Below are 25,645 nucleotides of genomic sequence, written 5' to 3'. Positions count from 1 at the left end.
ACCAACACTAAATCCAAGCGTCGTGAATGGAGACTTGAGATGGGATTGATCGACCGCATTCTGCGAGTAATTCGAGCCAACATTACCAATTTGATTGGAAAAGCGGAAGATCCAGAAAAAGTGTTGGAAGAAACGGTTTTGGAAATGCAGGAGAATTTGATTCAACTGCGCCAAGCTGTGGCTCAAGCGATCGCTACTCAAAAACGCACTGAGCGGCAATACTCTCAAGCGGAAAACACCGCCTCTGAATGGTATGATCGCGCCCAACTAGCACTCTCTAAAGGCGACGAGAACTTAGCCAGACAAGCTTTGACCAAGCGCAAAGGCTATCAAGAAACAGCAGAGGCAATGCGCGAGCAAATAGACCAGCAAAGCCAGATGGTTAATCGGCTCAAACAAGATATGCGATCGCTAGAAGCAAAAATCTCTGAAGCCAGAACCAAAAAAGATATGTACATCGCTCGCGCTCGTTCTGCCCAAGCTAGTGCGAAAATTAACGAAATGATCGGCGGCGTGAATACGACCAGTACCCTGACCGCCTTCGAGCGCATGGAAGATAAAGTTTTGCAACTAGAAGCACAAAGTGAAGCGATCGCTGAACTCGGAACTGACGATTTGCAAAAGAAATTTCTGACGCTGGAAGATGCTGGTGAAATCGACACCGAATTAACCGCCATGAAAGCTCAACTCGGTCAAGGCACCCAGACACCGCAATTGCCGTCTACTCAAAGTGCCAACTCAGATCCTAGCTTAGATCCTGAATTACAAAAAATTCGCTCCCAGTTGGAAAGTTCTTGATCTGGAAGCTACCGATTTTGTTGTGAAGTTTCTAGACTAGAAAGAAAAGCGATCGGTCTTTAACAATTCCTAAAGGTTGCGTGAGTCATTTTTGCATACCACCCTAGACTGGAAATGGTGTTACCAAGAATTGCCGACAGCACAACCAACGGAAAAACTGATCTACTAAATTGAACTTGCTCTTTTCTACTCCATAGAGCCTGCAAAATACCTACTTTAGTACACGCCAAGAGGATAAACAGCGTCATGGGATTATTTGATCGCATTAGCCGAGTCGTCCGAGCCAACCTAAACGACGTGGTGAGCAAGGCTGAAGACCCAGAAAAGATTCTGGAGCAGTCGATCATCGATATGCAGGAAGACCTGGTGCAGTTGCGTCAGGCAGTTGCCAGATCCATTGCCGCTCAAAAACGGACTCAGCAACAGTATAACCAAGCCCAAACTGAAGCAAACAACTGGCAGCAACGCGCTCAGCTAGCTATCCAAAAAGGCGATGAGAATCTTGCTAGAGAGGCGCTGGTACGCAAGAAGACACACGCCGAAACTGCTGGCACCCTGAAAACTAGCCTGGATCAGCAAACGACTCAGGTGGATGCCCTCAAGCGCAACTTAATTGCTCTAGAAAGTAAAATTTCTGAAGCCAAGACCAAGAAGGATATGCTTAAGGCACGGGCGCAAGCTGCCAAAGCTAACGAGCAGCTACAAAACACCGTGGGACGCTTGGGAACTAGCACCGCAATGGGAGCCTTCGAGCGCATGGAAGAAAAAGTCTTGGAACTGGAAGCCCGTTCCGAGTCAGCGCAAGATCTAAATCGCAATGCTTTAGATGAGCAATTTGCCATGCTGGAATCCGGCAATGACGTTGATGATGAATTGGCGGCGTTGAAAGCTCAGATGTCTTTGGGCCCTGCAACGGCATCAGGAGGCGCACTACCAGCAGCTAAACCAACTTCTACCTCGTCGCCATCTAATGCAGCAGTTGATAACGAGTTAGAAGACCTGAAAAAGCAACTGGATAACCTCTAAGCTGAGGCTTTACTGAGACGCTAAAAGTGTCATATTTTAGGTTGGGTAATGCGATCGCGTTACCCAACTTTTGCTTTATAATCTTGGGTTTCTTACCTGAAGAGCCGGGAAATAAATTTCCGGCTCAAAGCCAAAGTCCGTTAAAACGGACTCAAATGCTTGCTAAATATTGATTTGAACCTGTTTTAACTCAAATGCTTGCTAAATATTGATTTGAACCTGTTTTAACAGGTTTGAGCTTTCAGCCCGAACTTTAGTTCAGGGCTTAAGTTAAGCGCGATTCCACCCTCCCTAACTAAACCTGAGTTCGGGTTAAGCAGAAGGAAGGAAAAACGCATTGATATTGAGAGAGGGCTTCTTAGGCTGATGGCATTCTTGCAATTAATCCACAGACCAAATTTACCAAGAAATTGACCGGACTGCGATGCCTAGAATGCTCAATGTGAGAGATGTTTTTCAATTGGAAGGGTAATTGTCTCAATTAGGTCGCGTTTGCGGATAAGCAGCTTATCTATCAGTGGCATCAGCTTATTCTTCATATTGCGCTTCGGCTTAGTAATCAGTTGAATCCCCATCTGGGTTAATAGCTGCTCAAACAACTTTTGCGATATATAGCCTCGGTCAGCCACCACCTTACCAGACAACCCTTTGAGTAGAGTCAGCACAGGCAATAGGTCATCTATATTGCCAGCAGTGACAGCGATATTCAGCAGTTCCCCTTGGTCATTACAAACCAGATGTAGTTTAAAGCCGAAGAACCAATCTACAGAAGTCTTACCCCGCCTGCCGATATCCTTGAACACCTTGTGGCTTTTGATTCGTCGGTTATGACAGACCGCAATCTTGGTCGAGTCCATTACAGACACACCTGTACACTGACCAAAACAACTGTGTAGATAGATACTTAAAGGAATCAGGGTGGAAGGCATCCATTCTACAAAGCGTTGATAACTCACCAACTTGGGAAAAGCTGCACTCCACTGTCCATGTACCTTCTCTTGGTAAAACGCTTTAAAATTCCGGTAATGAGATTGATGAAATGCAATCTCGATGGTCATAATTTCGCTCAGGCACAGTTGACGATGGCGGTGGCGATGTTTGAGTGCATCCCTCATCAGTTGTTTATGCCACAAAGGTTCAAAAAGAAGGCAGAAATCATCGACAGAGCAAAAAAGTTCTTCTAGACTAAGCATGGGACGAGCCTGTAAAGCTGTTGTGTGATGACTTTTAGCTTACTCGCTTGTCCCCTCCTTATCCCGAACTCAGGTTAACTAAAATTTTATATTTTGTTACTATCATCCCCAGGCTCGGACTGGAGATGAAAACTTATTAATTATCAACCTTATCTTTCTGTTGCTGTTGGCGTTTTAGCAATGAACCAACACCGAAAGCACCAAACATTACAACACCTAATGTAGTAGAAGCTTCGGGTACAGATTCGACGGCTGAAACACTAGCTTGGTTACTAAAACTACTTTGTCTAAAAGCAAAAGTGGCTTCAGGAACAGGAGTCAAAGGATTAATTAAAAAATCATTGACATTGTTGGCAATTAGTTGATGCAAACGCACGTCATTATCAATGCCGAGGTGAACAATGTTTTGGTCGTTGAACAGTTCTTCAACGTTTATATTGTCGGCACCTTTAACATCCTTTTGTACCGCTGGCGTTACTGCCCTTTCTATAACTTTTTGTGTTAAAGAGCCGCCGGGATAGCTGGGATTCCGCTGAAAATAATTAAATCCCTTGCTCACATTGTCCGGTACTTTATCATCAGAAATACCCACGGAATCAATTTGAACTAGCAGATTAATTGGCTGGGGTGCTGGAAAATTTTTAGCAAACACAGACGCTGCATTTCCGCCTAAGCTGTATCCGATTATGCCTATAGAACTAAGGTTATCGAAACTTTGGAGATAGTTTAATGCGTCGCTTGACTGCGCGTATGTAAAAACTCTGCTGTCGAATGATCGAGCAGAATTGCCCCCAAACTGGTTCTGTAATAGGGTATTAAGTATATTCAAACCGGTCTGCGGATTAGCAGGGTCTTCGCCGAATCCAGTGAATAACGCGATCGCAGTGCGTGGAGTATTAGGCGAATCGCTATCCCCAGACAAGCTTACCGCTATTGCCCCATCAGGCAACAGAGCAAGTAAAGTCACAGGAAATGTGTAAATAAACGCCTTGGCAAGTGTCAAACAAACTCTTGGAAAGAACATTGCGTCGTTTTAATAATGAATTTTAAAGCAGCTATTTTCGGCGCTGAACAAGCTTGACTATCCAAAAATTAGAATAAATGTAGGCGCAATGACTCTACCCTGAGCGATAGAAGCGGGCTAGTATGTACTTTCCTTGGCTCAAGTGAAACTGCCACAGACCAGAAAACACCGCCTGTACTTTTTTCAGGGTAAAATTCGGTCTATTGTATAAACAGCAAGCCGCAGGGTTGATACCTGCCTAATGGGTTAGTGCAATCAAAATAGTGTTAGATGGTAGGTTGCGATGAGCAGCAGTGTTATTTCTATTACAGATACCGAATTTGAAACGGAAGTCCTGAAAGCAGGACAGCCCGTATTGGTGTACTTTTGGGCTGCTTGGTGCGGCCCTTGTCGCCTGGTATCGCCAACAGTGCAAGCAGCTGCCGATACTTATGGCGATCGCCTCAAGGTCGTGAAGATGGAAAGCGACCCCAATCCCGAAACTGTGGCAAAGTACAAAGTGGAAGGTCTGCCAGCTCTCAGGCTGTTTAAGGACAGTGAGGTGATTGAATCTCACGAGGGAGCCATTGGGAAACAGGCATTGATGAGTATGCTGGAAACTCACTTGTAAATGACTAATAGCTAATGACTAATTGTTAAAAGCCATTAGCTATTAGCAAAGGACAAAGGATTAAATATGCAGTTTGCCAAGCGTTTACAACCACTGCAATCAAATGTCTTTGCTGATATGGATCGGGCGAAGGCAAAAGCTAGGGCAGCTGGACAGGAGATAATTGATCTGTCGCTGGGTTCTTCTGATTTACCGACATCGGCTCATATCATCGATGCGATCGCGCAATCTCTATCTGACCAGAGTACCCACGGCTACTTACTTTTTCACGGAACTCAAGCTTTTCGTCAAGCCGCTGCTAACTGGTATACGCAGAAATACGGTATTCCTATCGATCCAGAAACTGAAGTGCTGCCTCTAATTGGTTCTCAGGAAGGCACCGCCCATTTACCCTTAGCGGTACTGAATCCGGGGGATTTTGCCTTATTGCTTGACCCTGGTTATCCTTCTCATGCTGGGGGAGTGTACTTGGCTGGCGGCCAAATCTATCCGATGCCAATACGGGCAGAAAATGGATTTTTGCCCGTATTTGAAGAAATACCACTGCCAGTTTTGCAAGAGTCGCGGATGATGGTATTGAGCTATCCCCATAATCCTACGACTGCGATCGCGCCTTTATCTTTCTTTCAGTCAGCAGTTGCTTTTTGCCAGCAGCATAATCTCGTGCTGGTTCACGATTTTCCTTACGCCGATCTAATATTTGAGGGGACTGGGGACTGGGGACTGGGAACTGGGGGCTGGGAAAAGAAGGATCAATTACCAAATACCCATTCCCTTGTGCCTTCTATTTTGCAAGCCGACCCGGATAAAAGCGTCTCGATTGAGTTTTTTACCATGTCCAAGTCCTACAATATGGGCGGCTTCCGCATCGGCTACGCAATTGGGAATGCTCAACTGATTCGCGCTTTGCGTCAGGTAAAAGCGGCAATTGATTTTAACCAATACGGGGGAATTTTGAATGGCGCGATCGCTGCCCTTAATGGCCCGCAAGAAGGTGTCAAGGCAGCAGTTGAAACTTTTCGCCAACGTCGGGATACCTTTGTTAAAGCGCTTCACAGCATTGGCTGGGAAGTTCCTACCCCAGGTGCCACCATGTACGTATGGGCTAAGTTGCCCGAACCTTGGGCAAACGATTCCATCGGATTTTGCACCCAGCTAGTAGAAACTACTGGTGTTGCTGCTTCCCCCGGTGCCGGGTTTGGGAAATCTGGGGAAGGTTATGTGCGCTTCGCCCTGGTACACAACCCAGCAATTTTGCAAACTGCGGTGGAACGGGCATCGTTGTTTTTACGCAAGTAATTACACGTAAATAAATAGTCATTATTTTCGAGTTAAAACCAGTCTACGTACTCACGTATTAATACTGGTAAATAGCTAGTAAAAATCTGTTTAATTCTTTACTCAGGCGTGACAATAGTTCACGCTAAATTTGCCTATTCAGCTTTGGGAATTTCTACAATTGAGATGACCTGTGAGAGAAATCCTCGCCGAGGGGAGTGCAGACAAAAGCAACTCCGGTGTGAGGAAAAACCCACGTCCAAAGTGAAAATCCTCAGACAGGCTATATCCCACCGTAGTTAACTTTAAAAAGGTCAAGTCATGTTAATAGGTTCTTCCAAGAAACTGAACAACCAGGAATTATCAAAGCAAACCCGTATGCTAAAGGCAATCGAGAAACTATTAATTAGTGCCTCGGTTGTAGGTGTAAGCGCGATCGCATCTAACCCAGCCTTCGCTACAACACTCAAGCCTAGTAATATTCAGTTCAGCACTTACCAGGACAAACCCCAAGTTCAGACCTACCTTTTTGGAGATACTCAATATAAAACTGTCAATGGGATTGAAAGGCAACTTTTAAATGACATCACCAGAGATGACATTAATAAAGCAACTCAAGCTTTAACCGATGACAGCGCCGCCACCAACGTTGAGTTTTGGTATGGAAGTGAAAACCCTCAAAGAGTTGGATTCACTGCCAATCTAGGAAAAAACACAGTTAAAGTCGAGACTGTCGTACAAGAAGACTGGCAAGATGAGAAGCTGGCAAAAGGCTGGCTAGACGGCTTCCTCGGCGCTTACGGTTCCCTGCTACCAGCCTCACCGACTGCGGATCAATATAATTTGATGCTGGATACGCTGAAAACAAAAGGTCTGTACAGTGCTGGAGATCCTAACGTCGGCGCTGTGGCACTGGATGACCAAACTGGTAAATTACAAATTGACCTGGTGGGACACTTGGATCGGGCTGGACTTTATATAGATACCAGACAGACTATTCCAAATCCCATAAAGACCATTCGTCAAAATGGAAAGACAATACCTAACCCTACTTTTGGGCAGCCAATTCCCAACCCGAATTATCTAAAGCCAAAAAATGATGCTCGTTACGCCACAGGTAATATATTTCTGGATCAAGCTATAGTCGCTTTAGCCACAAAATCAGTCCAACAAGGCAAATTCTTCCAAATGAGTGAGATTGCCAAAGTAACCTTCAATGGCGTGGTTGATTATGCTTTCGGCTTCTCAGCAATAGATTCTGGCGCTTTTGCTGCGGACGCTTCTGTTAGCGATACTACATCTCACACTGCCATTTACAGCTGGAACCGGACGTATCAGCTACCCCCATCTGAGTCTGTACCTGAACCTTCTGCCATGTTAGGTTTAATTTCTGTGGGTGGTTTCTTGGTTGGTAAGCGTAAGATGTTGAAAAAAGCTTAGTTTTTGCGATATCGATTGCTTTAAACAATACCTTCGCCAAAAATAGAAAGGGCTTTTGTAGTTCAGTTGTTTACTAAGACAACAACTCAGAATCTACGAAAGCCCACGCCACGTTTCTCAGTTGGGTGGAATATATCGCGGTTGTTTTATTTTCGCCACCTTGGTAGGGACATGGCAATGCCATGTCCCTATAGATATATTTGCAGGAAGATATAAAAATTCAAATAGGATTGTGAGATACCCACCCTTCAGATACCGGACTTCTTAAAGAAGTCCGGTATCTCGCGTTCACGAACCATTTAGGGCTGCTATATAGAACTTCCCTATGAAAAGTTAAGGCTTTTTTTTCCTAGCCAAAATTGGTAGGAAGGAGAGTAAGGCAAGGAAACTCAATGCTAAGAAAAAAGGGAAGCGATCGCCTCCCCGCAAAACCGACTCTCCCGTGGCTCCCACCCAGACGTAAGCTATCATTCCAGGGATAATTCCTAAAAAGGTGCCGACTGCATACGGAACCCAGTTAATCGGTGTTAGTCCAAAGAGAAAATTGACGACGGTGAAGGGCGAAATTGGCGCAAAACGCACCGCTAACACAAAAGTTAGAGGTTGACGGGCGATCGCTTGATTAAACCGCATCAAGGCTGGATGTTCGCCAAATCGACGTTTTGCCCAGTCATGCAACAGATAACGTGCAGTCCAGAAAGCAGCGATCGCTCCCAGTGTAGCGCCCACGGTAGACCAAAACGTTCCCCAAACTAAGCCAAAAACGGCACCACCAACAATGGGAAACATCACTCCAGGTATCCCTACCGCCGTTGCTGCGGTGAAAATTAAAAGAAACAAAAAGATGCCCCAATTCCCCCAGCTTTTTATCTGCTGAGTGAGAGCAGTTGGATCGAACAAAACTTTCAACGGGCTAAAGATACACAGCAGCAGGAAAAATAGCAGCGCGATCGCTATCCAAAATCGCGGATTTTTGAGCAATTTGACTGGCGACCGATTTATCATTTCACACTAAAGCACCGCCGCAACTAGAACCACTCCCAGCCGTACAACCGTAACAATACGGTGCCGTCTGTATCTCGTCTATTAAGTCTAACCTTCCAGCTTCCAGCAACTTAGCTACCGTCAGCGTTTCACCTGTGCGAGTTTTCGCTGGAATATTTGTCATCTGGTTAAAGTCGCAATCATAAATATTGCCCATATAGTCGATTGAAAGTTCATTTCGACACATTAAATTTTCAACTGTATCGCCATTGAAATGAGCCTCTAAAAACTGCAAATACGGGGTGTATAGCTGCTTACGTTGTAAATGCTGCTGCACTCGCCCTATCGGTAAATTCGTAATCGTAAATAGGTTATTAAATTCAATCTCAAAATGTTCTTTCAAAAAATCTTTGTAATCTTTTTGCAGCTGACTCTGATTAGGAGTTAAAGAAAATTTTTCTGTTTGCGGCACTTGCGGGTTAAACACCAAATCTAGGATTAAATTTGTGTCTTGGGCATAACCCAACTTATTCAACCATTGCAGCGCCCGAATTGAAGCGTCATAAACCCCGTTTCCACGCATTCTATCAACATTGTCTTCCAGATAACAGGGCAGAGAAGCAACAATTCTTGTTTGATGTTTGGCACAGTATTCAGGGATATCTTCAAACCCTGGTTCAAAGTAAATCGTGAGGTTAGACCTGACAATTACTTGTTTGCCATTTTCTCTGGCTGCTTCTACCAATGGCTTGAAACCATAATTCATTTCCGGTGCGCCGCCCGTCAAGTCTACTATTTTGAGTTCGGGAAATTTATATATGACTTCAATCAGTTGATTGCAAACTTCTGGGGTGAGTTCTTCGGTGCGTTTTGGCCCTGCTTCCACATGGCAATGAGTACAGGCAAGATTGCAGCGCTTTCCTAAATTGATTTGCAAAACACTGATTTTGCTTTTACTTAGAGGAAGTCCGATTTTTTCTTTAAATTGGGTTATTTTTGGTTGATTTGATTGAATCTGGAGCATTTCTTAACAAAAATTTATTGTTCTCTCCCGATCATACTGTTCTATTTTGTAGCTGAGTAGTTGAAAAACCCGTAATCTTTGAGATTACGGGTTTTGAAAAACAGTATTTCGCAGCTAGACTTGTTGCCCTCTAGCTGTGGTATGAAATTACATCTGAAGCAGCTTGGCTTCTTTTTCCTTGCGTTCGCTGTAGCGGTCGGTGAGGTGGTCTACTTGATCTCTGAGTAGCAGCGTAAACTTGTAAAGTTCTTCCATTACGTCGATAACGCGATCGCGATATGCGGAATCCTTCATCGTCCCGTCTTCGTTGAACTCGTTGTAAGCTTTTGCAACTGAAGACTGATTCGGGATGGTAAACATCCGCATCCAGCGTCCCAAGATTCGCATAGTATTGACGGCGTTAAACGACTGAGAACCACCGCTGACCTGCATGACTGCCAAAGTTCTACCTTGAGTTGGTCTGACTGCCCCTAAAGTTAGGGGAATCCAGTCGATTTGGTTTTTCAGAATGCCAGTAATATTCCCGTGCATCTCTGGACTAGACCAAACTTGTCCTTCAGACCACAAACTTAGATTCCGCAATTCTTGAACCTTCGGATGGTCAGCTTCTACGCTGCCGTGAATCGGCAATTCACGCGGGTCAAAAAATTTGGTTTCTGCACCAAGACCCTGGATGATTATGGCGGCTTCTTCTGCTAATAAACGGCTGTAAGAACGCTCTCTTAAAGAGCCATACAAGAATAAAATTCTGGGTGGATGATCGAAAGTTGTCATGACAAGGATAACTTTTGCTGAAGAACCTGCTTTGTCCAAACTTGGGCGCTTATATCTAAAGAGTCCCCAGCGCTACAGAGGGATTGTGTGTAAGGCTTATCTTCCTGCCAAATCTCGCAAAAAGGCGCTTTGGGCTTCCCGCAGTTCGACTTCGGAGTTCGCACTCTCAATTGTCTGCATTGCGTCGTTATAAGACGAGCCAGTGCAAATCAGGTAAGAAGCCAGCATCGTTCCCGTCCGTCGTCTCCCACTGGTGCAATGGACTGCAACAGCCTTGTCTTGGCGATTTTGACTGTCAACAAAGTTTTGTAATTCTTCAACCTGTTCCCGGCTGGGTTGGGTACCGCCTTTGGTTGGCAACCAGAGGTGGGGAATGTTTGCTTGGTGATACAAATCTAGGTTGGAAGGGTCATCCATAACAGAGACAATCGCGCCAACGCCCGCAGCCTGTAGTTCGGTCAGTTCCTCTGCCATTGGCTTACGAACACCTGCTAGTTTGCCTGGAATTACCCACCACAGGTTCTCTAAAATCGGTTGAATTGGTTGCTCTATCGGTGTTTGGTTTGTCATTGGAACCTTATCCAACAGGTGTTGCTTCTTCCTTGAGCGATTCAATGAGTTGAGTCACCCGTTCTTTAATCTCATCACGCACTCTGGGGAAAATTTCAGGTTGTTCAGCCGGATCGTCAAGCTGCCAATCCTCAAAGACTTCCCGAAGTACCCAATCTGTCGGAAGATTAACGCCACAACCGCACAGGGAAATTACCACATCAAAGTCTTCAGCCTTGAAGTCGCTAAGGGGTTTAGAGTGTTGATTGGTAATGTCAATGCCGATTTCTTTCATGGTTGCGATCGCTTCCGGTCTAACCTGAGAGGCTTCTAATCCAGAGCTAATCACTTCAATTTTTCCCTTAGCCAGCGTTTTTGCAAAGCCTTCCGCCATTTGGGAACGGGCAGAATTTTTCTTGCACACAAACATGACACGTTTCATTTCGTTTCCTCGCTTACTGAATATCCCGAAATCCGTTGGAAAGTTGCCTGTACACTAGCACCGCTAATTGCGCCCCTAAAATCGGTGCCACCCAATAAACCCAATGGTGCTGCCATATTCCGCCAACCAAAGCGGGGCCAAATGACCTTACGGGATTCATACTCGCTCCCGTAATCGGCCCCATAAACGCCGCCTCTAACCCCACAGTTAAGCCAATCGCCAATCCAGCAAAGCCAATCGGGGCGCGGCGATCTAGCCCAGAACCAAAAATCACAAACATCAATATAAATGTCAGCACTGCTTCCAGCACCAGAGATTGCAGCCAATTCCCCTCTAGCGGCAAAGTTGCACCCAGATTAGCTACGCGCCCCAAAGCTATTAACAGTAAAGCTGAGGCGAAAACTGCTCCCAATGACTGCGCCAAAATATAAGGCAGCACTCGCCGCTTAGGAAAAAAGCCACTTGTCCAAAAAGCCAGCGTCACCGCCGGGTTAAAATGAGCGCCGCTAATATGTCCCAGCGTATAAATTAAAGCAGCAACAACTGCCCCAAATACAAAGCTGATGCCGAGATGAGTAATGGCCCCATTGCTGATTTGATTAACCATCACAGCGCCAGTCCCAGCAAAGACTAAAACAAAACTGCCAATGCCTTCCGCCACCGTCTCTCGCCAGCAATGGGAAACTGATTTCCACAAAAAAAATTTTGAATTTGATTTCAAAGCCATTCTCAATGGGGGATTGGTAATAGGTAATAGGTAATTGATAATTGACTGATCACCTATTACCAATGTCCTAAAATTAAAACTTTGCTTCTTGGCGTAACAACTCACCAATTGTCAGATTTAGCTTCTGTTCTCCAGCAAACACCGTCCCTACTTTTCCTCTTTCAAAGTGGACAAACCCAATGTGATAACCTTCTTCAGGTAAAGGTATGTAGCCTACAGTGTTAACTAATCGGTTCGCATTTTTTAAGTAGAATTCTACAAAAGCTTGGACTTCCGGTTTGTTTTGAGCAGATTTAGCATTAACGTAGATTAAAAGCGGCCGAGAAAGGGGTTGATACTGAGCGTTTTCTACAGTCTGACGTGCAGGAAGCACCGATCCATTGCCACTGTTAACCGCTAAAGCTTTTAATCTATTTTGGTTAGCTTCGTAATAAGCGTATCCAAAGTAACCCAAAGCGTTTGGATCTGTGCCAACTCCTCGCACTAGAACGTTATCATCTTCACTGGCTGTATAGTCAGTGCGGCTGGCTCTGGTTTTACCGACTGTTGCTTCTGTAAAGTAGTCAAATGTACCAGACTCACCGCCTGCACCATACAGTTTAAGCGGTTTGTTAGGCCAAGAAGACCGAACTTGATTCCAACTGGTAATTTTTCCTTGGGCTGCTGGTTCCCATATTTTTTTCAACTCTGCAATCGTGATGTCCTTTGCCCAATCATTTTGGGGATGAACCGCGACGGTGAGGGCATCATAGGCTACAGGTAATTCTATGTAACGCACACCAGCTTGGCGGCAAGCTTCTATCTCATTGGTGAGGATGGGGCGCGAGGCGTTGCTGATGTCTGTTTCGCCAGCACAGAACTTTTTAAATCCAGCGCTGGTTCCGGAGAAGGCGACTTGTATTTCGCTTTTGCCATTTTTATTTAATTTATATTCTTTGGCTACTGCCTCCGTAATCGGAAAAACCGTGCTAGAACCATCAATTTTAACTGCTCCGTTGCTTGAAGCACTGCTCTGATTTTGCTGCGCGGATGGGGCTGAAGTACATGAGGAAAGTGTGGCAGCGACACTAGCTGTCAAAGCAAGAATACCAAGCCGGATAGCCGAACCCTTTGCTGTTATGTCCATTGCCCTCCCCCCGATTACATATTTTAGGGGTACACCTATATCATTTCAAAAAAACTTGATTTGTCAAGTAGCAGTGAAAGCGGCGGGGACAATAACCTTATTAAAAAAGTTGATGGGTGAAGGCTAGTCAGGGCAGGAGCGAGCAGGCAACATCACAGCTTTTGTACGGTACTCGGCGAGGTACTGCTCCAAGACGACAAATTGGGGGAGATTTAGGCTGTAGTAAATCCAGCGCCCTTCTTGACGCGATCGCACGAGTTCGGCTTCTTTAAGTGTTTTCAGGTGAAAAGAGAGTTTAGACTGCGTAACCCCTAATTTCTCGCAAAGTTCGCACACGCATAGCTCTTGCGATCGCAGCAAATCTATGACTTGAAGCCGCAGGGGGTCAGACAGAGCATGAAAACTAGAAGAAATGGAAGCTGGTGCGATCGCCTTTAAGTTAACCATCAAGTTCTGTTGAAACGACTCTTTAGCTATCCTAAACCTTGCACCAACCAATAAGGCGGATGCGATCGCCTCCCAAGCTTTGTTAGCCAGCTTACGCCTGCTCACAAGAAAAGAAAAGTTTCCTCCCCGTTAACCAACCAGGCTGGGGAGGGATTCGGAATATGTTTGCAGTCTATATCAACAGCAACCGCCGCCAATGTAGTGCCAAGTTGAATCAGTAATTAATACTTCATTTGGCATTAATCCTCCCAGTTTTCCCGCTGTTTTATCGCACACGGCTGCTGGAATGCCACGCTGAAGTATATGCCCATTTGAGTCATCAAAAAACTCTTCAGAGCCAGCATAAATTGCTGTCTTTCCTGTAAAAATACAGGCACCATCTTCAGGAATTTGAACTTTAAAAGAGACAGAATCCAAACTTTCCAAAAGCAAAGGTTCCTGCAAACCGTAAGTAGCAGAATCCAGCAGCCGATATGGACGACGGGCGCGAATTTCCACCTGACCAAACCCAGCATCAATTAGTTGCTGAGTATACTGTTCGTAAGTCATAGCACCAGACAAACACATTGCCCGTAACCTTTCATCTTTCTGAAGATGGGATGGAATTGGACGAGTAGCAATCGGGTCGCTCATTAACAGCCTTCCACCCGGTTTTAATACCCGATACGCTTCTTGAAGCGCCTTATTCAAGTCGGCGGGTTCAAAGATATTAAAAAGACAATTTTGGGCAACTACATCCACAGAGGCATCTGGTACTGGTAAGGCGAAAGCGTCGCCTTCCCGAATCTCTACAAAACTGAGGTCAAACCAGGCGTTTTGGGCAGAAGCCATTCTCAGGTTCCTAGCAGCAGCTTCGCGCATTTTTGCGACTGGATCGACGGCAATTACCCCACCAACTCGTCGAGAAAAATAGGCAAATTGCAGCGCTTCCAAGCCACCGCCAACACCCACATATAGCACACTCGGAGAGTTAGCCAGTTCCGCCGCATGGACAGTAGTGCCGCAGCCATAATTCATCTCCTGCATCTGGGGCGGAATTTTCAGTCCTGGTAATTGTAGCGGACTGCTTTGAACGCAGCATAAACCAACTTCTGGTGTCTGTGCCACTTCCCCATAAAATTCAGCAGCGGTTTCAAGATAGCTCATTAAAATGTTCCCTTTTCTAGCAATTTGCAAGAGAAAGACGCTAGACTCCTTTCAAACACTAGCAAAACCTGTCCCTACTGAACGAGTAGGGTGAAGTTAATATGGATCAATAATCATTCGGGACACAAGAGCGGACAGGGGAAATTGGAAAATATTACACCAGAAAATTCTTTAGAACAACAGCAGCGTTGCCTATTTGTTTGCCAGTACCGCTCATGTCTAGCACATGGCTCCGCCCAAGTGTTAGCCGCTTTTGAGGCTCAGGAAGTACCAGGAGTTACGGTAAAGGGGAGCGGTTGCCAAGGACAGTGTAGCTGTGGCCCTACTGTGCGGATCGTTCCAGAAGAAACTTGGTACTGCCGAGTTCAACCCCAGGATGTAGCGGCTATTGTTGAACAACATTTAAAAGGGGGCCAGCCGATAGAAGCCAAGCTCAACCCTAGAATTCATATGCAAATAACTTTTTAAGGTTATTTATGCTACATATAGTAACTTCTGACTATGATTTTTTTTCAGGGGTTAACTGGTTGTTTGCTTCTAAAGATATTTTTGGGGCTGTTTGCCTGCATCCGTAATCGCGTTTAAATGTAATGTAGATCAAGACCTGATTAGTTTATTGGTAAGCTTTCATAGTTTCAGTAGAATGCTGTATAAGATTTGATTAGTATGCCTACTTATACCGGAATTTCCAGCGAAGCATTTAGACACCCCCTCGACCGACAAGCCGAGGAAACTTTACGCAGCGTACCTGGATTTGACCTTGCGGCTCGCAAGTTTGTCGAATTTTTCTCTGAGCGTCCGCAGTTTGTCTATCAGATGGGGAATAGCATTCAGGTGGGGCCGCGCCAGTATTCCACCATCTACGGGATATTTCGGGAATGTGTACGCGATTTGGACATTTACCCAGAGCCATTGTTGTTCATCTCTCAAACTCCAGAGGCTAACGCTGGAGCAATTGGAGAAGAACGCCCTTTTATTATCTTAAATTCTGGTCTTTTAGACCTGCTAAACGAAGTAGAAATTCGAGCAGTAATTGCTCATGAATTAGGACATCTTAAATGCGGTCATACGACTTTAACTCAAATGGCGATTTGGGCGCTGCGAACAATTAACTATATCGGTAATGCGACATTTGGATTTAGCAATTTGCTAAGCAGTGGCTTAATTTTGGCGTTTTATGAATGGAGCCGAAAAGCTGAATTATCAGCAGATAGGGCAGCTCTTTTAGTAATGGATGACATTAATCCAGTAATGAACAAAATGATGAAACTCTCAGGTGGGAGTATGCGTTATGTGAATGAAGCAAGTTTAGATGAATTTATTCGCCAATCAGAGAGGTATCAAGAACTTGATCAAGATGGACTAAATCAAGTGTACAAATTTTTACTTTATAACGGAGGTCAAGGCTGGTTTGTTACCCACCCATTTACAGTTGAACGTGTCTACCACTTGCGAAATTGGGCAACATCCGAGGAGTATGGTCAAATTCGTAGGGGGAATTACCAGCGTAAAGGAGCGTCGGGAGCGGTGAATGTTCCCTCGGAAGCACCAGTTGATGACGTGGAAGCACTGCGGCGTCAACTTGAGGAATTACAAGCTGAAATTAACCGCTTTAGGTCGCGATCGCAAGATCCCTAGCAGTTGAAAATTATTTTCAACTCTGGCTATTGCAGCCAGAGCAAATAGGATAAACTGCAATTACTCTGTGACGACGGGTGCTATTTACTTTCTCTTTTCATACTCTAAGGAAGGACTCAATAGTCCTAAAGTGCTGGAATGATCGGGGATCTTCTATCAGATGGGTATCAAACTAAGGCTCGCGTCAACTCTAATCAGTCAGAGCGCGAAATTTTGCCTAGTCAAGACATGATATATCGGTTCTTATTGGAGATCGTTCAGCACTGGCCTCCAGAAGATGTTTTGCTGGAATTTAAGAGATTATTTATTTATTATGATACTAATCCTGTTAATGCTACAGCAATAAAATCGCTGTCAGAAATTATATTTTCTAATAACGAGGAGGAGTTTAGAAATACACTGAAGCGGTCTTGTTATATTCTCATTAATAATTGGGAGACAACCAGAAACTATAACTCTATAAAAGAGTTAATTCATTCATTTGATAATTTGCTAATTAGCAAAAAAACTCTGTCTCATAATTTAAGTAGACTGAGACTTTGGCTAGCAAATTTTATTAAAAGCAAAGACTATCAAGAGTTAAAGTTATTTGCTGCGAGATACGAAGATAGTGACAACTTCCACTGGAGCCAGCGCTATACTTCTTATTTATTAGTACCTCAGTATGCTGATCTCAAAAACCCCGTGGAACAGCGGGAAGCTGCGAGAGTGCTATCGCAAGAACTAAAAGACAAGTTTAAGTTTGATCTGGCGATGTATACTGCGCGATCGCAATCGGCGATAGGTAGAGAACAATTGCCGAAAAACCCGACTAGCTTGGGAGATGAGGTTCTGCGTCTTATCAAGGCAATTGTCGCCAAAAGAGGGCCATTCAGTTATGAAAATCTGGCCAATATTTTTAAACAACAAACGAAAGAACTTCCCTATCAAGATTTTAAGCAAAGCTTAAAAAAATACTTAATTTTTTCAGTACAAAACCCAAATTTTGTCGAAGTTCTGAGAACTAAATTATCTGAAAAGTTAGACAGATTATATAATACTCATAACGAAAACGTCTTAAATGATGCGATAATGCTCCGAACCTGTAATCGGGTTATCGAGTATTTAACAACTGAAAACCATCAAGAACCATCGCCGTTATTTGGTTTGTTGATGTCTCAGGGGAATCCCTTAACTTTGGTGATTGTGTTATTAAAAGTTATTTTAATCTCAAAAAATTCTCGCACACATTTGGAAACTTGCATTGCTAAATTAATTCAGTATTATATGGACTATCCAGAAGAAGATTGCAAGTGGGTGATTAGTTTTTTTGAGATATTCAATATAACATTTGCGATTTATGGAGAGAATGTGCAATACAATTTAATAAAAATGCAAGAACATAGAAAAGAATATCAGTCGGATAAACCTGTGGAGGTATACCGGGTTTTTTCTCAATTGAAAATGAATGCCGAGCTAGAAGCAGCGAATGAGGCGATCGCAGAGCCTCCAATAACAGATGAATAAATTTAAGATTAAAAATGAACAATCCCCATTTTTAATTTTTCACCAACGATGCTAGTCCCGCAGCGGCTACTTCCGCCAAAATACTTACCATGCGGAACAAGGCAACGACACTAATGAGAATAGCGGGAGAAAACTGTTGCCTCAATAGTGCCAAAGCAGTTGCTTCAAATACCCCAATCCCCCCAGGAGCGCCTGGTACAACTAAGCCCAAAAGCCACGCCAAACTAAAAGCACTTAACAGCATTGGTATCTGACTGGAATTGATAGCCACAAGCGCCTGCATAACAAACAAAAAGCCAGTACCGCGCAATAATAAAAAGCCAATTTCTCCCAACAATGGTAACAGGGGATAGCGTTCTAGCCGAAAAGAAGTTTCTTTTTGTTGAATTGGGGACTCTTGATTGGGGGGTGGGAATCCTATCCCCTCTGCTTGTGGACTTGTGGGTTGCTGTATTTTTCTTTTTCCCTTCAACTTGCTCGCCAACTGCATCAGTGGGTTCAAAATCCGGGGATGAACCCCAAGCAAAACGACAGCCAAACTGAGAACTTGCAAGCCCCAATTTTGGGCTTGACTACCTATCAAAGCAATTAGTAAAGCCGCCGCAACCATCAGCAGAGGTTCTAGTACCACGCTGAGAGTTGCTGCACCTAAAGAGCCACCATGCGATGTCACCGCCACGATGCGCCCGTAGTAATGCCAGACATTTCCTGGTAAATATTTAGCAAGGTTGGTTTTCAGATAAACCTGGATTACCCATCGGGGTTGAACAGGTTGGCGGAAGGATTGCAGAATCCAACTCCACACCCATCCAGACCAAGTGTGAGCAAGTAAGGTAATTAAAAACGCGATCGCTAAACAAGCCCATCCGTTACCAGTAATGTGAATTGCTGCAACCTCTCGCCAGTTGTCTTTCAGAGCTTTCGCTAAAAAAAACAGCGTCGCGCCGAGAATTACCCAGCGCAAGTATGGCTTTAGAGTTGACCAAATTTTTTTCATGGGCTTCTAAATTGAGTGGTCAGTTGCAGCAGATACCTGATCCTAGGGTAAGAGCGTAACGGGTGGGGATTGGTAGCGAGAATGTGATTTTGGAAACAGGTAGCGATCGCAAAGTCATCGTTACACTTTGCAAGCATTGGCGAACTATAGACCTTATTTATGCTCTAGCTAATGGTCTAATTTCTCCACAACCTCACAAATAGGCGTTGGCAACTATACTTCCAATAGAGCGATAAATCAGCCAAGTTCTATACTAAGACAGCGATTTAGCTTTCTTAGGGGCGCTGCTGACAACTAGATACGCACTTTTGGCTAATTCTTGTGAATCTCTCTAGAGTTAGATACGATTGGCTTGCAGTCGCTGCCAGAATGTGACCTTCGCTAGATGAGCGATCGCGCTGCTATTTGTATTAATTACAACAGTTGGTAAAAATTGTTGGGGGCGGTGTGTGAAACACTTAACTACTTTCTTTAAAAAACTACGCTTTGGTCAAATATTGACCATCTTTTTCGCAGGCGTGCTGCTCATGGTAAGCACAGCTTGCAATAACGGTGACAATTTAGGTGCGCGTCCAAGTAATCCTCCGGTGCAAATGGGAGGTAACAACAACCCGCACTCAAATGGTGGAGATGGCTACACAAACTACAAAATGTCTACCGATCCATCTGTAAAAAATCAAACAGCCAAGCCAAATCGCGCTGAGATTAACACATTCAATCAACTAATTGCCACCAATAAAGATTCTGAAATACTTTACCCAGGCGCAGAGACACCAGCGGGTAGAATAGCAAAAGAGAACGAACTACCAATAAAAACCGCCAAAGATTTCGTGCAGCCTGAACCCGGTGGGCTAAATCAGCGTAATCCAGACTTAGGTGAACGAGTGGAAAATCGTCTGGAGAGAGTTGGGGAAACGTTCAAAGAAGCTACCGAATTTGTCACAGAAAAGGCGGATGAGGCTGGTGCAAGACCAGAAGCCCAAAGCAACCCCGCTTTGCACAAGTAAACTCAGAATTTTAGATTTTGAAAAAGCAATCATTTCAAAATCTAAAATTCTGTTGCTAACAACTATTAACTCTACAAAAAAAGGAGCTTTTCTATGGACAGAATAATTGCACGAATTAAAAGCATCAATCTGGGCAAAATCATTACCGTCTTATTGTCGGTAATCATCATGTTTGTTAGCACCGCTTGCAATGGTGGAGCGCAAGCAAAAACCCCAGCCTCACCCAAAACCGCAGATCAAATAAGACATGAAGTTCCTTCAGGTGCCGTAACGTCTGAATACAAAGGCGGGATGAACGACTATAGCGATGTAGATCCCAGAGCCGACTTCTCAGAGGCACAAACAAAAGCCAAAGGTCTGATAGACAAAACTGAGCGCAACGTCATTGACCAAACTGAAGATGTAGGAACAAACACCAAGCGGATACTTGATAAGAAGGGTGAAAACGCCAGAGATTTCGGTAAGAATGTGAACGAAAATGCCGAAGATGCTGGCGACAAAGCTCAAAAATCAGCTCGTGATTTCTCTAAGGGAACACAGCGGGGTATTGAGAATATCAAGGACAATGCTCAGGATGCACTCTCTGGCGCGAATAAGTCAGCAGCGCGCGCAGCTGATGACGTTAAGCAAAATGCCTCAGAAGTGAATCAAAAAGCAATGCGGGCAGCTGACAACGTTAAGGACAATAGCAAAGACGCAGGCAAAAACGTACTTGACAGTGCCAAACGGGCTGTAGATAAAGCGGTTAATGCTATTGATTAGCAGCCTCTAGAGTTAAACCGAAACTCAATAAGCTATTCATAGGGTGGGCCTTGTCCACCCTATTTGTTATTTTGGGCTAGTGTCACAAGCCCCTGGCCGCCCGGTGCTGACTATACCAAGCATCCAGCGCCAGTTGATGCACCTCGCGCCAGGGCAGGTTGTTAGCCCGTGCCAAAGCCGCGCAATCTTCATATTCTGGCTGTACGTTAGCGATCGCTCTTTCTCCATCAACACCACTCCAAGCAACCTTGACGCGGATTAAGCCAATATCTGTTTCAAGCTGCTGAATTTCCCGTTGCAAGATGGAACGTTGTTGCATCAGCCGCCGGATGCCCAGTGTAGATGTTTCGCGGAACAAAACGGCTTCGCAAGCAGCTAAATGCTCTAGATGGCAGATAACCGTCAGCAAGACACCAGGGCGGGACTTTTTCATACCAATTGATTGAGTGAAAACATCCACCGCGCCAGCCTCAAAAAGTACCTCAAACACATAGCCGATAGCTTGGGGATTCAAATCATCAATTTGCGTTTCCAGCACCGAAATCATTTCTAATTGAGGCGACTGGGGAATAGAGATTGGGGTAGAGAGATCCCCAGCCTGTAGCGCAGGCGTCTCGCCTGTGAATTCCCCAATCCAGAGACGTAGGATATTGGGAATCGCTAACTGGCGGGAACCAGCACCATTACCAACCCGCAGAATAGTCATTGGCGGCGGAGAACCAAAACTGGTGGCAAGGGTAACTGCGATCGCTGCCCCAGTCGGTGTCACCATTTCCCGGTCAATCCCATTACTGTAAACTGGCACCTGGCGGGATTCCCACAACTTCAGCACCGCTGGTACTGGCACTGGCATCACACCATGAGATGCCCTGACCGTACCGCCACCAGTGGGAAGTGCCGAACAATACAGTTCGTCAATCCCTAACCAATCCAAACCCAAGCAAGTACCCACAATATCTACAATGGCATCAGTAGCCCCAACCTCGTGAAATAAAACCTCTTCTGGAGCAATACCGTGAACCGCCCCTTCCGCCTCTGCCAGTCGTCGAAACACTGCCAGACTCGATGCTTGCACCCGTAAAGGCAACCCGGCGGCGGTAATTAACTGCACAATTTCTGGCAAGCGCCGCGTCGGGGGATGAGCATCCTCGTGGTGGTGATGGTGATGATCCTCATCCTCGTGATGGTGATGGTGATGTTCTTGGTGCTGACTTCCATTGCCATTATCCACACTCAAATCTACGTGAACTTTGGTGGCTTGCTGAGCGTTACGATGGACTTTTTCGGCTCGTAACTGGTACTCGTGGGACATCCCCAAACCATCAAGCTTTTCTATCAGGTAATCCAAGGGAACCCCCGCATCTACGAGCGCCCCCAAACACATATCACCAGCAATTCCCGTCGGACATTCTAGATAAGCTAGCTTGTTCATAGAGTAATGAAGAGTCAGGGGCTTTTAACCAAATTATCTGTTAAACGGGTTTTGAGGTTTAAATAAACTGAAAACTTGCACCATTTTCAACAATTCGGAGGCTCCCGCCTCCCATCGTCTCGTTCCTAGCCTCTGACTAAGGACGAGAATAATAACTGGTAACTAAATATAAGCTAAGTGCGAGAGAGTTAATTTTTCATGGCGACCATCTACACCATCCATCCTGATACACCCCAAACACGTCGAATAGAACAAATAGTAAAGGCAATGCGAGATGGTGCTGTAATCCTTTATCCCACAGATACTGTCTACGCGATTGGCTGTGACATTAACGTTAAGTCAGCTGTGGAGCGGGTGAGGCGGATTAAGCAGCTATCGAATGATAAGCCCCTGACGTTCCTGTGTCCGTCTCTGTCTAACATTGCCCAATATGCCATAGTCACCGATGCCGCCTACCGCATTATGAGGAATTTAATCCCAGGCCCCTACACATTTGTGCTACCTGCCACCAAGTTAGTACCCCGACTGGTAATGAACCCTAAACGCAAAACTACAGGCATTCGGGTTCCGGATCATATAGTGTGCCAGTCGCTGTTGCAGGCATTGGGCAATCCGATTATTTCCACGTCAGCACATTTATCAGACGAGAATGGGGATACCCCGATAGTGGGTTTGGAGAAGGCGGAACTGTTCGACCAATTGGACAATTTGGTAGACGTAATTGTGGATGATGATTCTCAAGTAACCTTCGAGGTTTCCACAATTTTAGATTTGACCGAACAGGAACCTGTAATCGTCCGCAAGGGTCTGGGATGGGAGGCTGCTACGGCTTGGGCGACATCGGTCAGTTAATTTGACTAGATAGAGGCGATCGCTAATTTATCCAAAATCGCCATCCAAAATCCCACTGTGGACGATAAACCATAAACTACAGCCGAAAAAACGGGAACTTCGGACTAAAAACTACCACCAACCCAGTTTGTGAATTGTCTACTAAACACTGAGTATAGATGCCCCACAGTAACGGTCATGCACCGATGTTCTGCGGGGCTTAAAGTTTAGGCACAGCAAGGGTTTGAGGTTCTCTTGAGCGGCTTTTCATCCCTGGAGAGCATCAAGAGTCTCCTTAGTTAGATAAACGTAGTAACACACAAGCTGCCCGGTGTCTAACGGCAAGCCTCTACAGTCTAAATATAGAGAGCTGAAACGGTCAATCGCAGGCACTGCCTGATATTACTCAAAATTGCACCGTTTAAGAGCGCCTCTAGTTGACTTTAATTACTACCACCGCCAGGGGCTTTCACCATGACTACTATAAATTCTCTCAGCCAAACTTCTGACAATACGTTTAATTCGGCTGAGCAATTGTTAGGATTCGATTCGCAAACTTTGACAGAGCTTTTAGTAGAGGAACTGCGGGCTGAAATCAAAGTGATGTCTAGGCACGTTCAGGCAGTTGCCAGCAGGATTGCGTTGGAGGTAGAACGGATTTGCCACAAAAGTTCTCGCATTCAAACTTCAGGCGAAATCAGTTCCTGGCAGCTAAACTTAGCGCGTCATCGGTTGCAAAAGTGTCTGTCGTACTACCGACTAGGTTCTAAGCGCGGTCGCGTGGAACTGCACAGCAATCTCAGTGCTATGGTTTATCGCTATGTGGTAGCGCCTCAATCCCAGTTAGGTTTTCAAGCTCGCTACAACCTGATTGAGGACTTCTTGCAAGAGTTTTATGTAGAGTCTATCAAAGCTTTCCGGCGGGAAAATCAGCTTGGGGCAGACTATACGCCGCGCACTCAGTTGGAATTGGCGGAGTATATGGCGTTCAGCGAACAGTATGCCAAGCGGCGGATTAATTTGCCGAATCGCACCAGCCAGCAGCTGGTTGTGTTGCGGGCGCAGAGTTTTGCTCGTCGCTTGCCCTCTGAGACGACAATGGATATTGAACAGGCGGTGGAGTTTCCCAAGGGTGAGGATGCTCAAACGCAAAGTCGGTCAGCGGCAATGCAACAAGTGCGATCGCAATTAGTTGCTGATACAGTTGACCCAGCAGAAGCTGTTTTGCGCGATCGCGTGATCATTGAGCTGATAGAATACCTAGAATCTCAAGGTCAACAAGACTGCGTAAATTACCTTACCTTAAAACTGCAAGACCTTTCCGCTCCTGAAATTGACGAGTTTCTAGGTCTAACCTCGCGCCAGCGTGACTACCTGCAACAGCGCTTCAAGTACCACGTTGAAAAATTCGCTCGTCAGCACAACTGGCAACTGGTGCATCAATGGTTGGGTGCTGACCTTGACCAAAAGCTGGGAATGTCTTCTACTCAGTGGGAAGAGTTTTATAATCAGCTTTCCCCGGAACAGCAGCAGTTGTTGCAGCTAAAACAGGCTCAAATGGACAATCAAGAGATTGCGCGATCGCTCAAATGCACCCCTAAGCAGCTGCAAAAGCGCTGGACTCAAGTCCTAGAAATGGCTTGGAAAGTCCGCAACCAAGGAGACTTATGACTCATGAGTTATGAGTGCTGAGTTTAGAATAAATTCTCTCTATTCAAAATTCAGCACTCAACACTCAGCCCAGCCCCAAGTGTATAGCAGAAAAATTTTCTAAATTCCTAACTTATAATTCATATCTCCTAACTTTTTTCAAGCCATCCTAGTTTAGTTTTGCTAGGGTATTGTTAACAATTATCAATGAAAGCGCACGACTCATTTGAGGTTATGGCGATTAATCTTGTTCATTCTGCTTCACCCCATCCCCCAGCGCAAAATACAACAGCGCTCCGGGAGGTCTTTGAGACAATTCAGGCTGATAGCTGTCCCAGTACCTATAACTTCCATATGCACACCATCTGCTCTGATGGTAGGCTGAAGCCAGAAGAGTTGATAGAGCAGGCAGTCGTCCTCGATCTCAAAGGTCTTGCTATCACCGATCATCACTCTGTTCGTGGTTACAAGGCGGCTCAATGTTGGCTAGATAAGGTATTTGATGGCTCTAAAGTGGACGCTCCTCACCTGTGGACTGGTGCGGAAATTACCTCTAAGCTGCTGGAAATAGAAGTCCACATCCTCTGCTATGCCTTTGACCCAGAACATCCGGCAATGCAGCTGTATTTACAAGGCAAGGCACCGAGGGGAAGCGATGCTGAAGCTGCTAATGTAATTAACGCCGTTCATCAAGCTGGTGGCTTGGCGGTTTTGGCGCACCCATCCCGCTATCGCCTTCGGGCCGCTGAACTCGTGAGAGCGGCTGCGGAGATAGGTGTTGATGGCATGGAAAGCTACTATGCTTACAATAACCCTAGCCCCTGGAAACCCAGCCCCAAGGAAACCACGGAGGCAATACAATTGGCTACTACCTATGGTTTGCTAAACACTTGCGGCACTGATACCCACGGCTTGAGCTTGCTTCAACGTTTGTAGGGGAGCTGGGGGGCTGGGGAGGAGTATTATCAATTAAAACTAAATATCAAGAAACCCGTTTTCCCTATCGAAAACGGGTTTTTTAAGCAATTCTCTCGGTTAGTGATGTTTAATCTAAGGAGATACCCAATCGCCCTTTTTAAGGTGGGGGATTAAGCGTTAACCGAAAAGTATTGTTTAAATTGCGATCGCATTACGCCTAATTGATTAAATAAGCTTAGGACTTACGCACTAAGAACCACGAAATCAATTTCCTGGCCCAAAGCCCAAGTCAGTTGAAACTGACTAAAAAACCTCA

General features: G+C 45.2%; 26 protein-coding genes and 1 pseudogene. 14 read left to right on the top strand and 13 right to left on the bottom strand.

Translation table 11 applies throughout. The features are described from left to right. Window positions 1-39 precede the first annotated feature (39 nt). The gene (locus H6F74_RS15230) at window positions 40-798 is read left to right on the top strand and encodes a PspA/IM30 family protein (protein WP_190442538.1); all 759 of its coding nucleotides are present in this window, start codon (window positions 40-42) and stop codon (window positions 796-798) included. 246 nt (window positions 799-1,044) lie between these two features. Beyond that, window positions 1,045-1,824 (top strand): PspA/IM30 family protein, encoded by a 780-nt coding sequence (locus tag H6F74_RS15225; protein WP_190442537.1) that lies wholly within the window; start codon window positions 1,045-1,047, stop codon window positions 1,822-1,824. 312 nt (window positions 1,825-2,136) lie between these two features. Here H6F74_RS15225 and H6F74_RS15220 read toward each other — a convergent pair. Together H6F74_RS15220 and H6F74_RS15215 are read right to left on the bottom strand one after the other, a co-directional pair. Further along, window positions 2,137-3,017, bottom strand: a pseudogene (locus H6F74_RS15220) (IS982 family transposase). A gap of 136 nt (window positions 3,018-3,153) precedes the next feature. Further along, window positions 3,154-4,020 carry a hypothetical protein gene (locus H6F74_RS15215; RefSeq protein WP_190442536.1) on the bottom strand — a complete coding sequence of 289 codons (867 nt, stop codon included), beginning with the start codon at window positions 4,018-4,020 and terminating at the stop codon, window positions 3,154-3,156. Between the two features lie 304 nt (window positions 4,021-4,324). Between H6F74_RS15215 and H6F74_RS15210 the strand changes: the two genes are divergently transcribed. The 3 genes from H6F74_RS15210 to H6F74_RS15200 all read left to right on the top strand — a co-directional run bounded on the left by H6F74_RS15210 (window position 4,325) and on the right by H6F74_RS15200 (window position 7,369). Next, window positions 4,325-4,651 (top strand): thioredoxin family protein, encoded by a 327-nt coding sequence (locus H6F74_RS15210; protein ID WP_190442535.1) that lies wholly within the window; start codon window positions 4,325-4,327, stop codon window positions 4,649-4,651. Between the two features lie 66 nt (window positions 4,652-4,717). Then, window positions 4,718-5,950, top strand: a complete 1,233-nt coding sequence (locus tag H6F74_RS15205; RefSeq protein ID WP_190442534.1) for an LL-diaminopimelate aminotransferase — start codon at window positions 4,718-4,720, stop codon at window positions 5,948-5,950. A gap of 300 nt (window positions 5,951-6,250) precedes the next feature. After that, window positions 6,251-7,369, top strand: a complete 1,119-nt coding sequence (locus H6F74_RS15200; protein WP_206756325.1) for an NF038130 family PEP-CTERM protein — start codon at window positions 6,251-6,253, stop codon at window positions 7,367-7,369. A 333-nt stretch (window positions 7,370-7,702) separates the two neighbouring features. Here H6F74_RS15200 and H6F74_RS15195 read toward each other — a convergent pair whose 3' ends face one another. The 9 genes from H6F74_RS15195 to arsM form a co-directional block, all read right to left on the bottom strand. After that, window positions 7,703-8,374 (bottom strand): TVP38/TMEM64 family protein, encoded by a 672-nt coding sequence (locus tag H6F74_RS15195; protein ID WP_190442532.1) that lies wholly within the window; start codon window positions 8,372-8,374, stop codon window positions 7,703-7,705. 1 nt (window position 8,375) lies between these two features. Next, the gene (gene arsS / locus H6F74_RS15190; protein ID WP_190442531.1) at window positions 8,376-9,377 is read right to left on the bottom strand and encodes an arsenosugar biosynthesis radical SAM (seleno)protein ArsS; all 1,002 of its coding nucleotides are present in this window, start codon (window positions 9,375-9,377) and stop codon (window positions 8,376-8,378) included. Window positions 9,378-9,524: 147 nt separating this feature from the next. Next, window positions 9,525-10,160 carry an arsenical resistance protein ArsH gene (gene arsH, locus H6F74_RS15185; protein ID WP_190442639.1) on the bottom strand — a complete coding sequence of 212 codons (636 nt, stop codon included), beginning with the start codon at window positions 10,158-10,160 and terminating at the stop codon, window positions 9,525-9,527. A gap of 87 nt (window positions 10,161-10,247) precedes the next feature. Continuing rightward, on the bottom strand, window positions 10,248-10,721 hold the full coding sequence (locus H6F74_RS15180) for a dual specificity protein phosphatase family protein (protein ID WP_190442530.1): 474 nt from the start codon (window positions 10,719-10,721) through the stop codon (window positions 10,248-10,250). Window positions 10,722-10,728: 7 nt separating this feature from the next. Next, a complete protein-coding gene (gene arsC, locus H6F74_RS15175; RefSeq protein ID WP_190442529.1) occupies window positions 10,729-11,142 on the bottom strand; it encodes an arsenate reductase, glutathione/glutaredoxin type in 414 nt (137 codons plus the stop codon). A 13-nt stretch (window positions 11,143-11,155) separates the two neighbouring features. Beyond that, window positions 11,156-11,869 (bottom strand): MIP/aquaporin family protein, encoded by a 714-nt coding sequence (locus tag H6F74_RS15170; protein WP_190442528.1) that lies wholly within the window; start codon window positions 11,867-11,869, stop codon window positions 11,156-11,158. Between the two features lie 73 nt (window positions 11,870-11,942). Further along, a complete protein-coding gene (locus tag H6F74_RS15165) occupies window positions 11,943-12,995 on the bottom strand; it encodes a PstS family phosphate ABC transporter substrate-binding protein (protein ID WP_190442527.1) in 1,053 nt (350 codons plus the stop codon). 123 nt (window positions 12,996-13,118) lie between these two features. Further along, window positions 13,119-13,442, bottom strand: coding sequence for a metalloregulator ArsR/SmtB family transcription factor (locus H6F74_RS15160; RefSeq protein ID WP_190442632.1), 324 nt, complete (start codon window positions 13,440-13,442; stop codon window positions 13,119-13,121). Window positions 13,443-13,619: 177 nt separating this feature from the next. Continuing rightward, window positions 13,620-14,588, bottom strand: coding sequence for an arsenosugar biosynthesis arsenite methyltransferase ArsM (arsM, locus tag H6F74_RS15155; protein WP_190442526.1), 969 nt, complete (start codon window positions 14,586-14,588; stop codon window positions 13,620-13,622). Window positions 14,589-14,732: 144 nt separating this feature from the next. Between arsM and H6F74_RS15150 the strand changes: the two genes are divergently transcribed. The 3 genes from H6F74_RS15150 (at window position 14,733) to H6F74_RS15140 (ending at window position 17,732) form a co-directional block, all read left to right on the top strand. Next, window positions 14,733-15,056 (top strand): (2Fe-2S) ferredoxin domain-containing protein, encoded by a 324-nt coding sequence (locus tag H6F74_RS15150; RefSeq protein ID WP_190442525.1) that lies wholly within the window; start codon window positions 14,733-14,735, stop codon window positions 15,054-15,056. A gap of 198 nt (window positions 15,057-15,254) precedes the next feature. After that, on the top strand, window positions 15,255-16,226 hold the full coding sequence (locus H6F74_RS15145; RefSeq protein WP_190442523.1) for a M48 family metallopeptidase: 972 nt from the start codon (window positions 15,255-15,257) through the stop codon (window positions 16,224-16,226). Window positions 16,227-16,439: 213 nt separating this feature from the next. Beyond that, window positions 16,440-17,732 carry a hypothetical protein gene (locus tag H6F74_RS15140; protein WP_199301261.1) on the top strand — a complete coding sequence of 431 codons (1,293 nt, stop codon included), beginning with the start codon at window positions 16,440-16,442 and terminating at the stop codon, window positions 17,730-17,732. A gap of 31 nt (window positions 17,733-17,763) precedes the next feature. Here H6F74_RS15140 and H6F74_RS15135 read toward each other — a convergent pair whose 3' ends face one another. After that, on the bottom strand, window positions 17,764-18,729 hold the full coding sequence (locus tag H6F74_RS15135; RefSeq protein ID WP_190442520.1) for a YbhN family protein: 966 nt from the start codon (window positions 18,727-18,729) through the stop codon (window positions 17,764-17,766). A gap of 62 nt (window positions 18,730-18,791) precedes the next feature. On the opposite strand from H6F74_RS15135, the gene H6F74_RS15130 reads away from it, so the two are divergent. The 3 genes from H6F74_RS15130 (at window position 18,792) to H6F74_RS15120 (ending at window position 20,498) form a co-directional block, all read left to right on the top strand. Then, on the top strand, window positions 18,792-18,932 hold the full coding sequence (locus H6F74_RS15130; RefSeq protein ID WP_190442518.1) for a hypothetical protein: 141 nt from the start codon (window positions 18,792-18,794) through the stop codon (window positions 18,930-18,932). Window positions 18,933-19,178: 246 nt separating this feature from the next. Beyond that, window positions 19,179-19,736 (top strand): DUF6658 family protein, encoded by a 558-nt coding sequence (locus tag H6F74_RS15125; RefSeq protein ID WP_190442516.1) that lies wholly within the window; start codon window positions 19,179-19,181, stop codon window positions 19,734-19,736. A 93-nt stretch (window positions 19,737-19,829) separates the two neighbouring features. Further along, complete coding sequence (locus tag H6F74_RS15120) at window positions 19,830-20,498, top strand: DUF6658 family protein (protein WP_190442514.1); 669 nt, start codon at window positions 19,830-19,832, stop codon at window positions 20,496-20,498. An 82-nt stretch (window positions 20,499-20,580) separates the two neighbouring features. On the opposite strand, the gene larC is transcribed toward H6F74_RS15120, so the two are convergent. Beyond that, window positions 20,581-21,930, bottom strand: a complete 1,350-nt coding sequence (larC, locus tag H6F74_RS15115; RefSeq protein ID WP_190442512.1) for a nickel pincer cofactor biosynthesis protein LarC — start codon at window positions 21,928-21,930, stop codon at window positions 20,581-20,583. 198 nt (window positions 21,931-22,128) lie between these two features. On the opposite strand from larC, the gene H6F74_RS15110 reads away from it, so the two are divergent. The 3 genes from H6F74_RS15110 to H6F74_RS15100 all read left to right on the top strand — a co-directional run bounded on the left by H6F74_RS15110 (window position 22,129) and on the right by H6F74_RS15100 (window position 25,347). After that, entirely contained in the window at window positions 22,129-22,782 is a 654-nt protein-coding gene (locus H6F74_RS15110; protein WP_190442510.1) for an L-threonylcarbamoyladenylate synthase, read from the top strand. A gap of 453 nt (window positions 22,783-23,235) precedes the next feature. Then, window positions 23,236-24,432: a HetZ-related protein gene (locus tag H6F74_RS15105; RefSeq protein ID WP_190442507.1), complete on the top strand. Its 1,197-nt coding sequence runs from the start codon at window positions 23,236-23,238 to the stop codon at window positions 24,430-24,432. 213 nt (window positions 24,433-24,645) lie between these two features. Next, the gene (locus H6F74_RS15100) at window positions 24,646-25,347 is read left to right on the top strand and encodes a PHP domain-containing protein (RefSeq protein WP_190442505.1); all 702 of its coding nucleotides are present in this window, start codon (window positions 24,646-24,648) and stop codon (window positions 25,345-25,347) included. The last annotated feature ends 298 nt before the right edge of the window (window positions 25,348-25,645 follow it).

Origin of the sequence: Trichocoleus sp. FACHB-90, assembly GCF_014695505.1 — a bacterium.
Taxonomy (GTDB): domain Bacteria; phylum Cyanobacteriota; class Cyanobacteriia; order Cyanobacteriales; family FACHB-T130; genus Funiculus; species Funiculus sociatus.
This window is presented reverse-complemented; position numbering and strand designations above follow the sequence as displayed.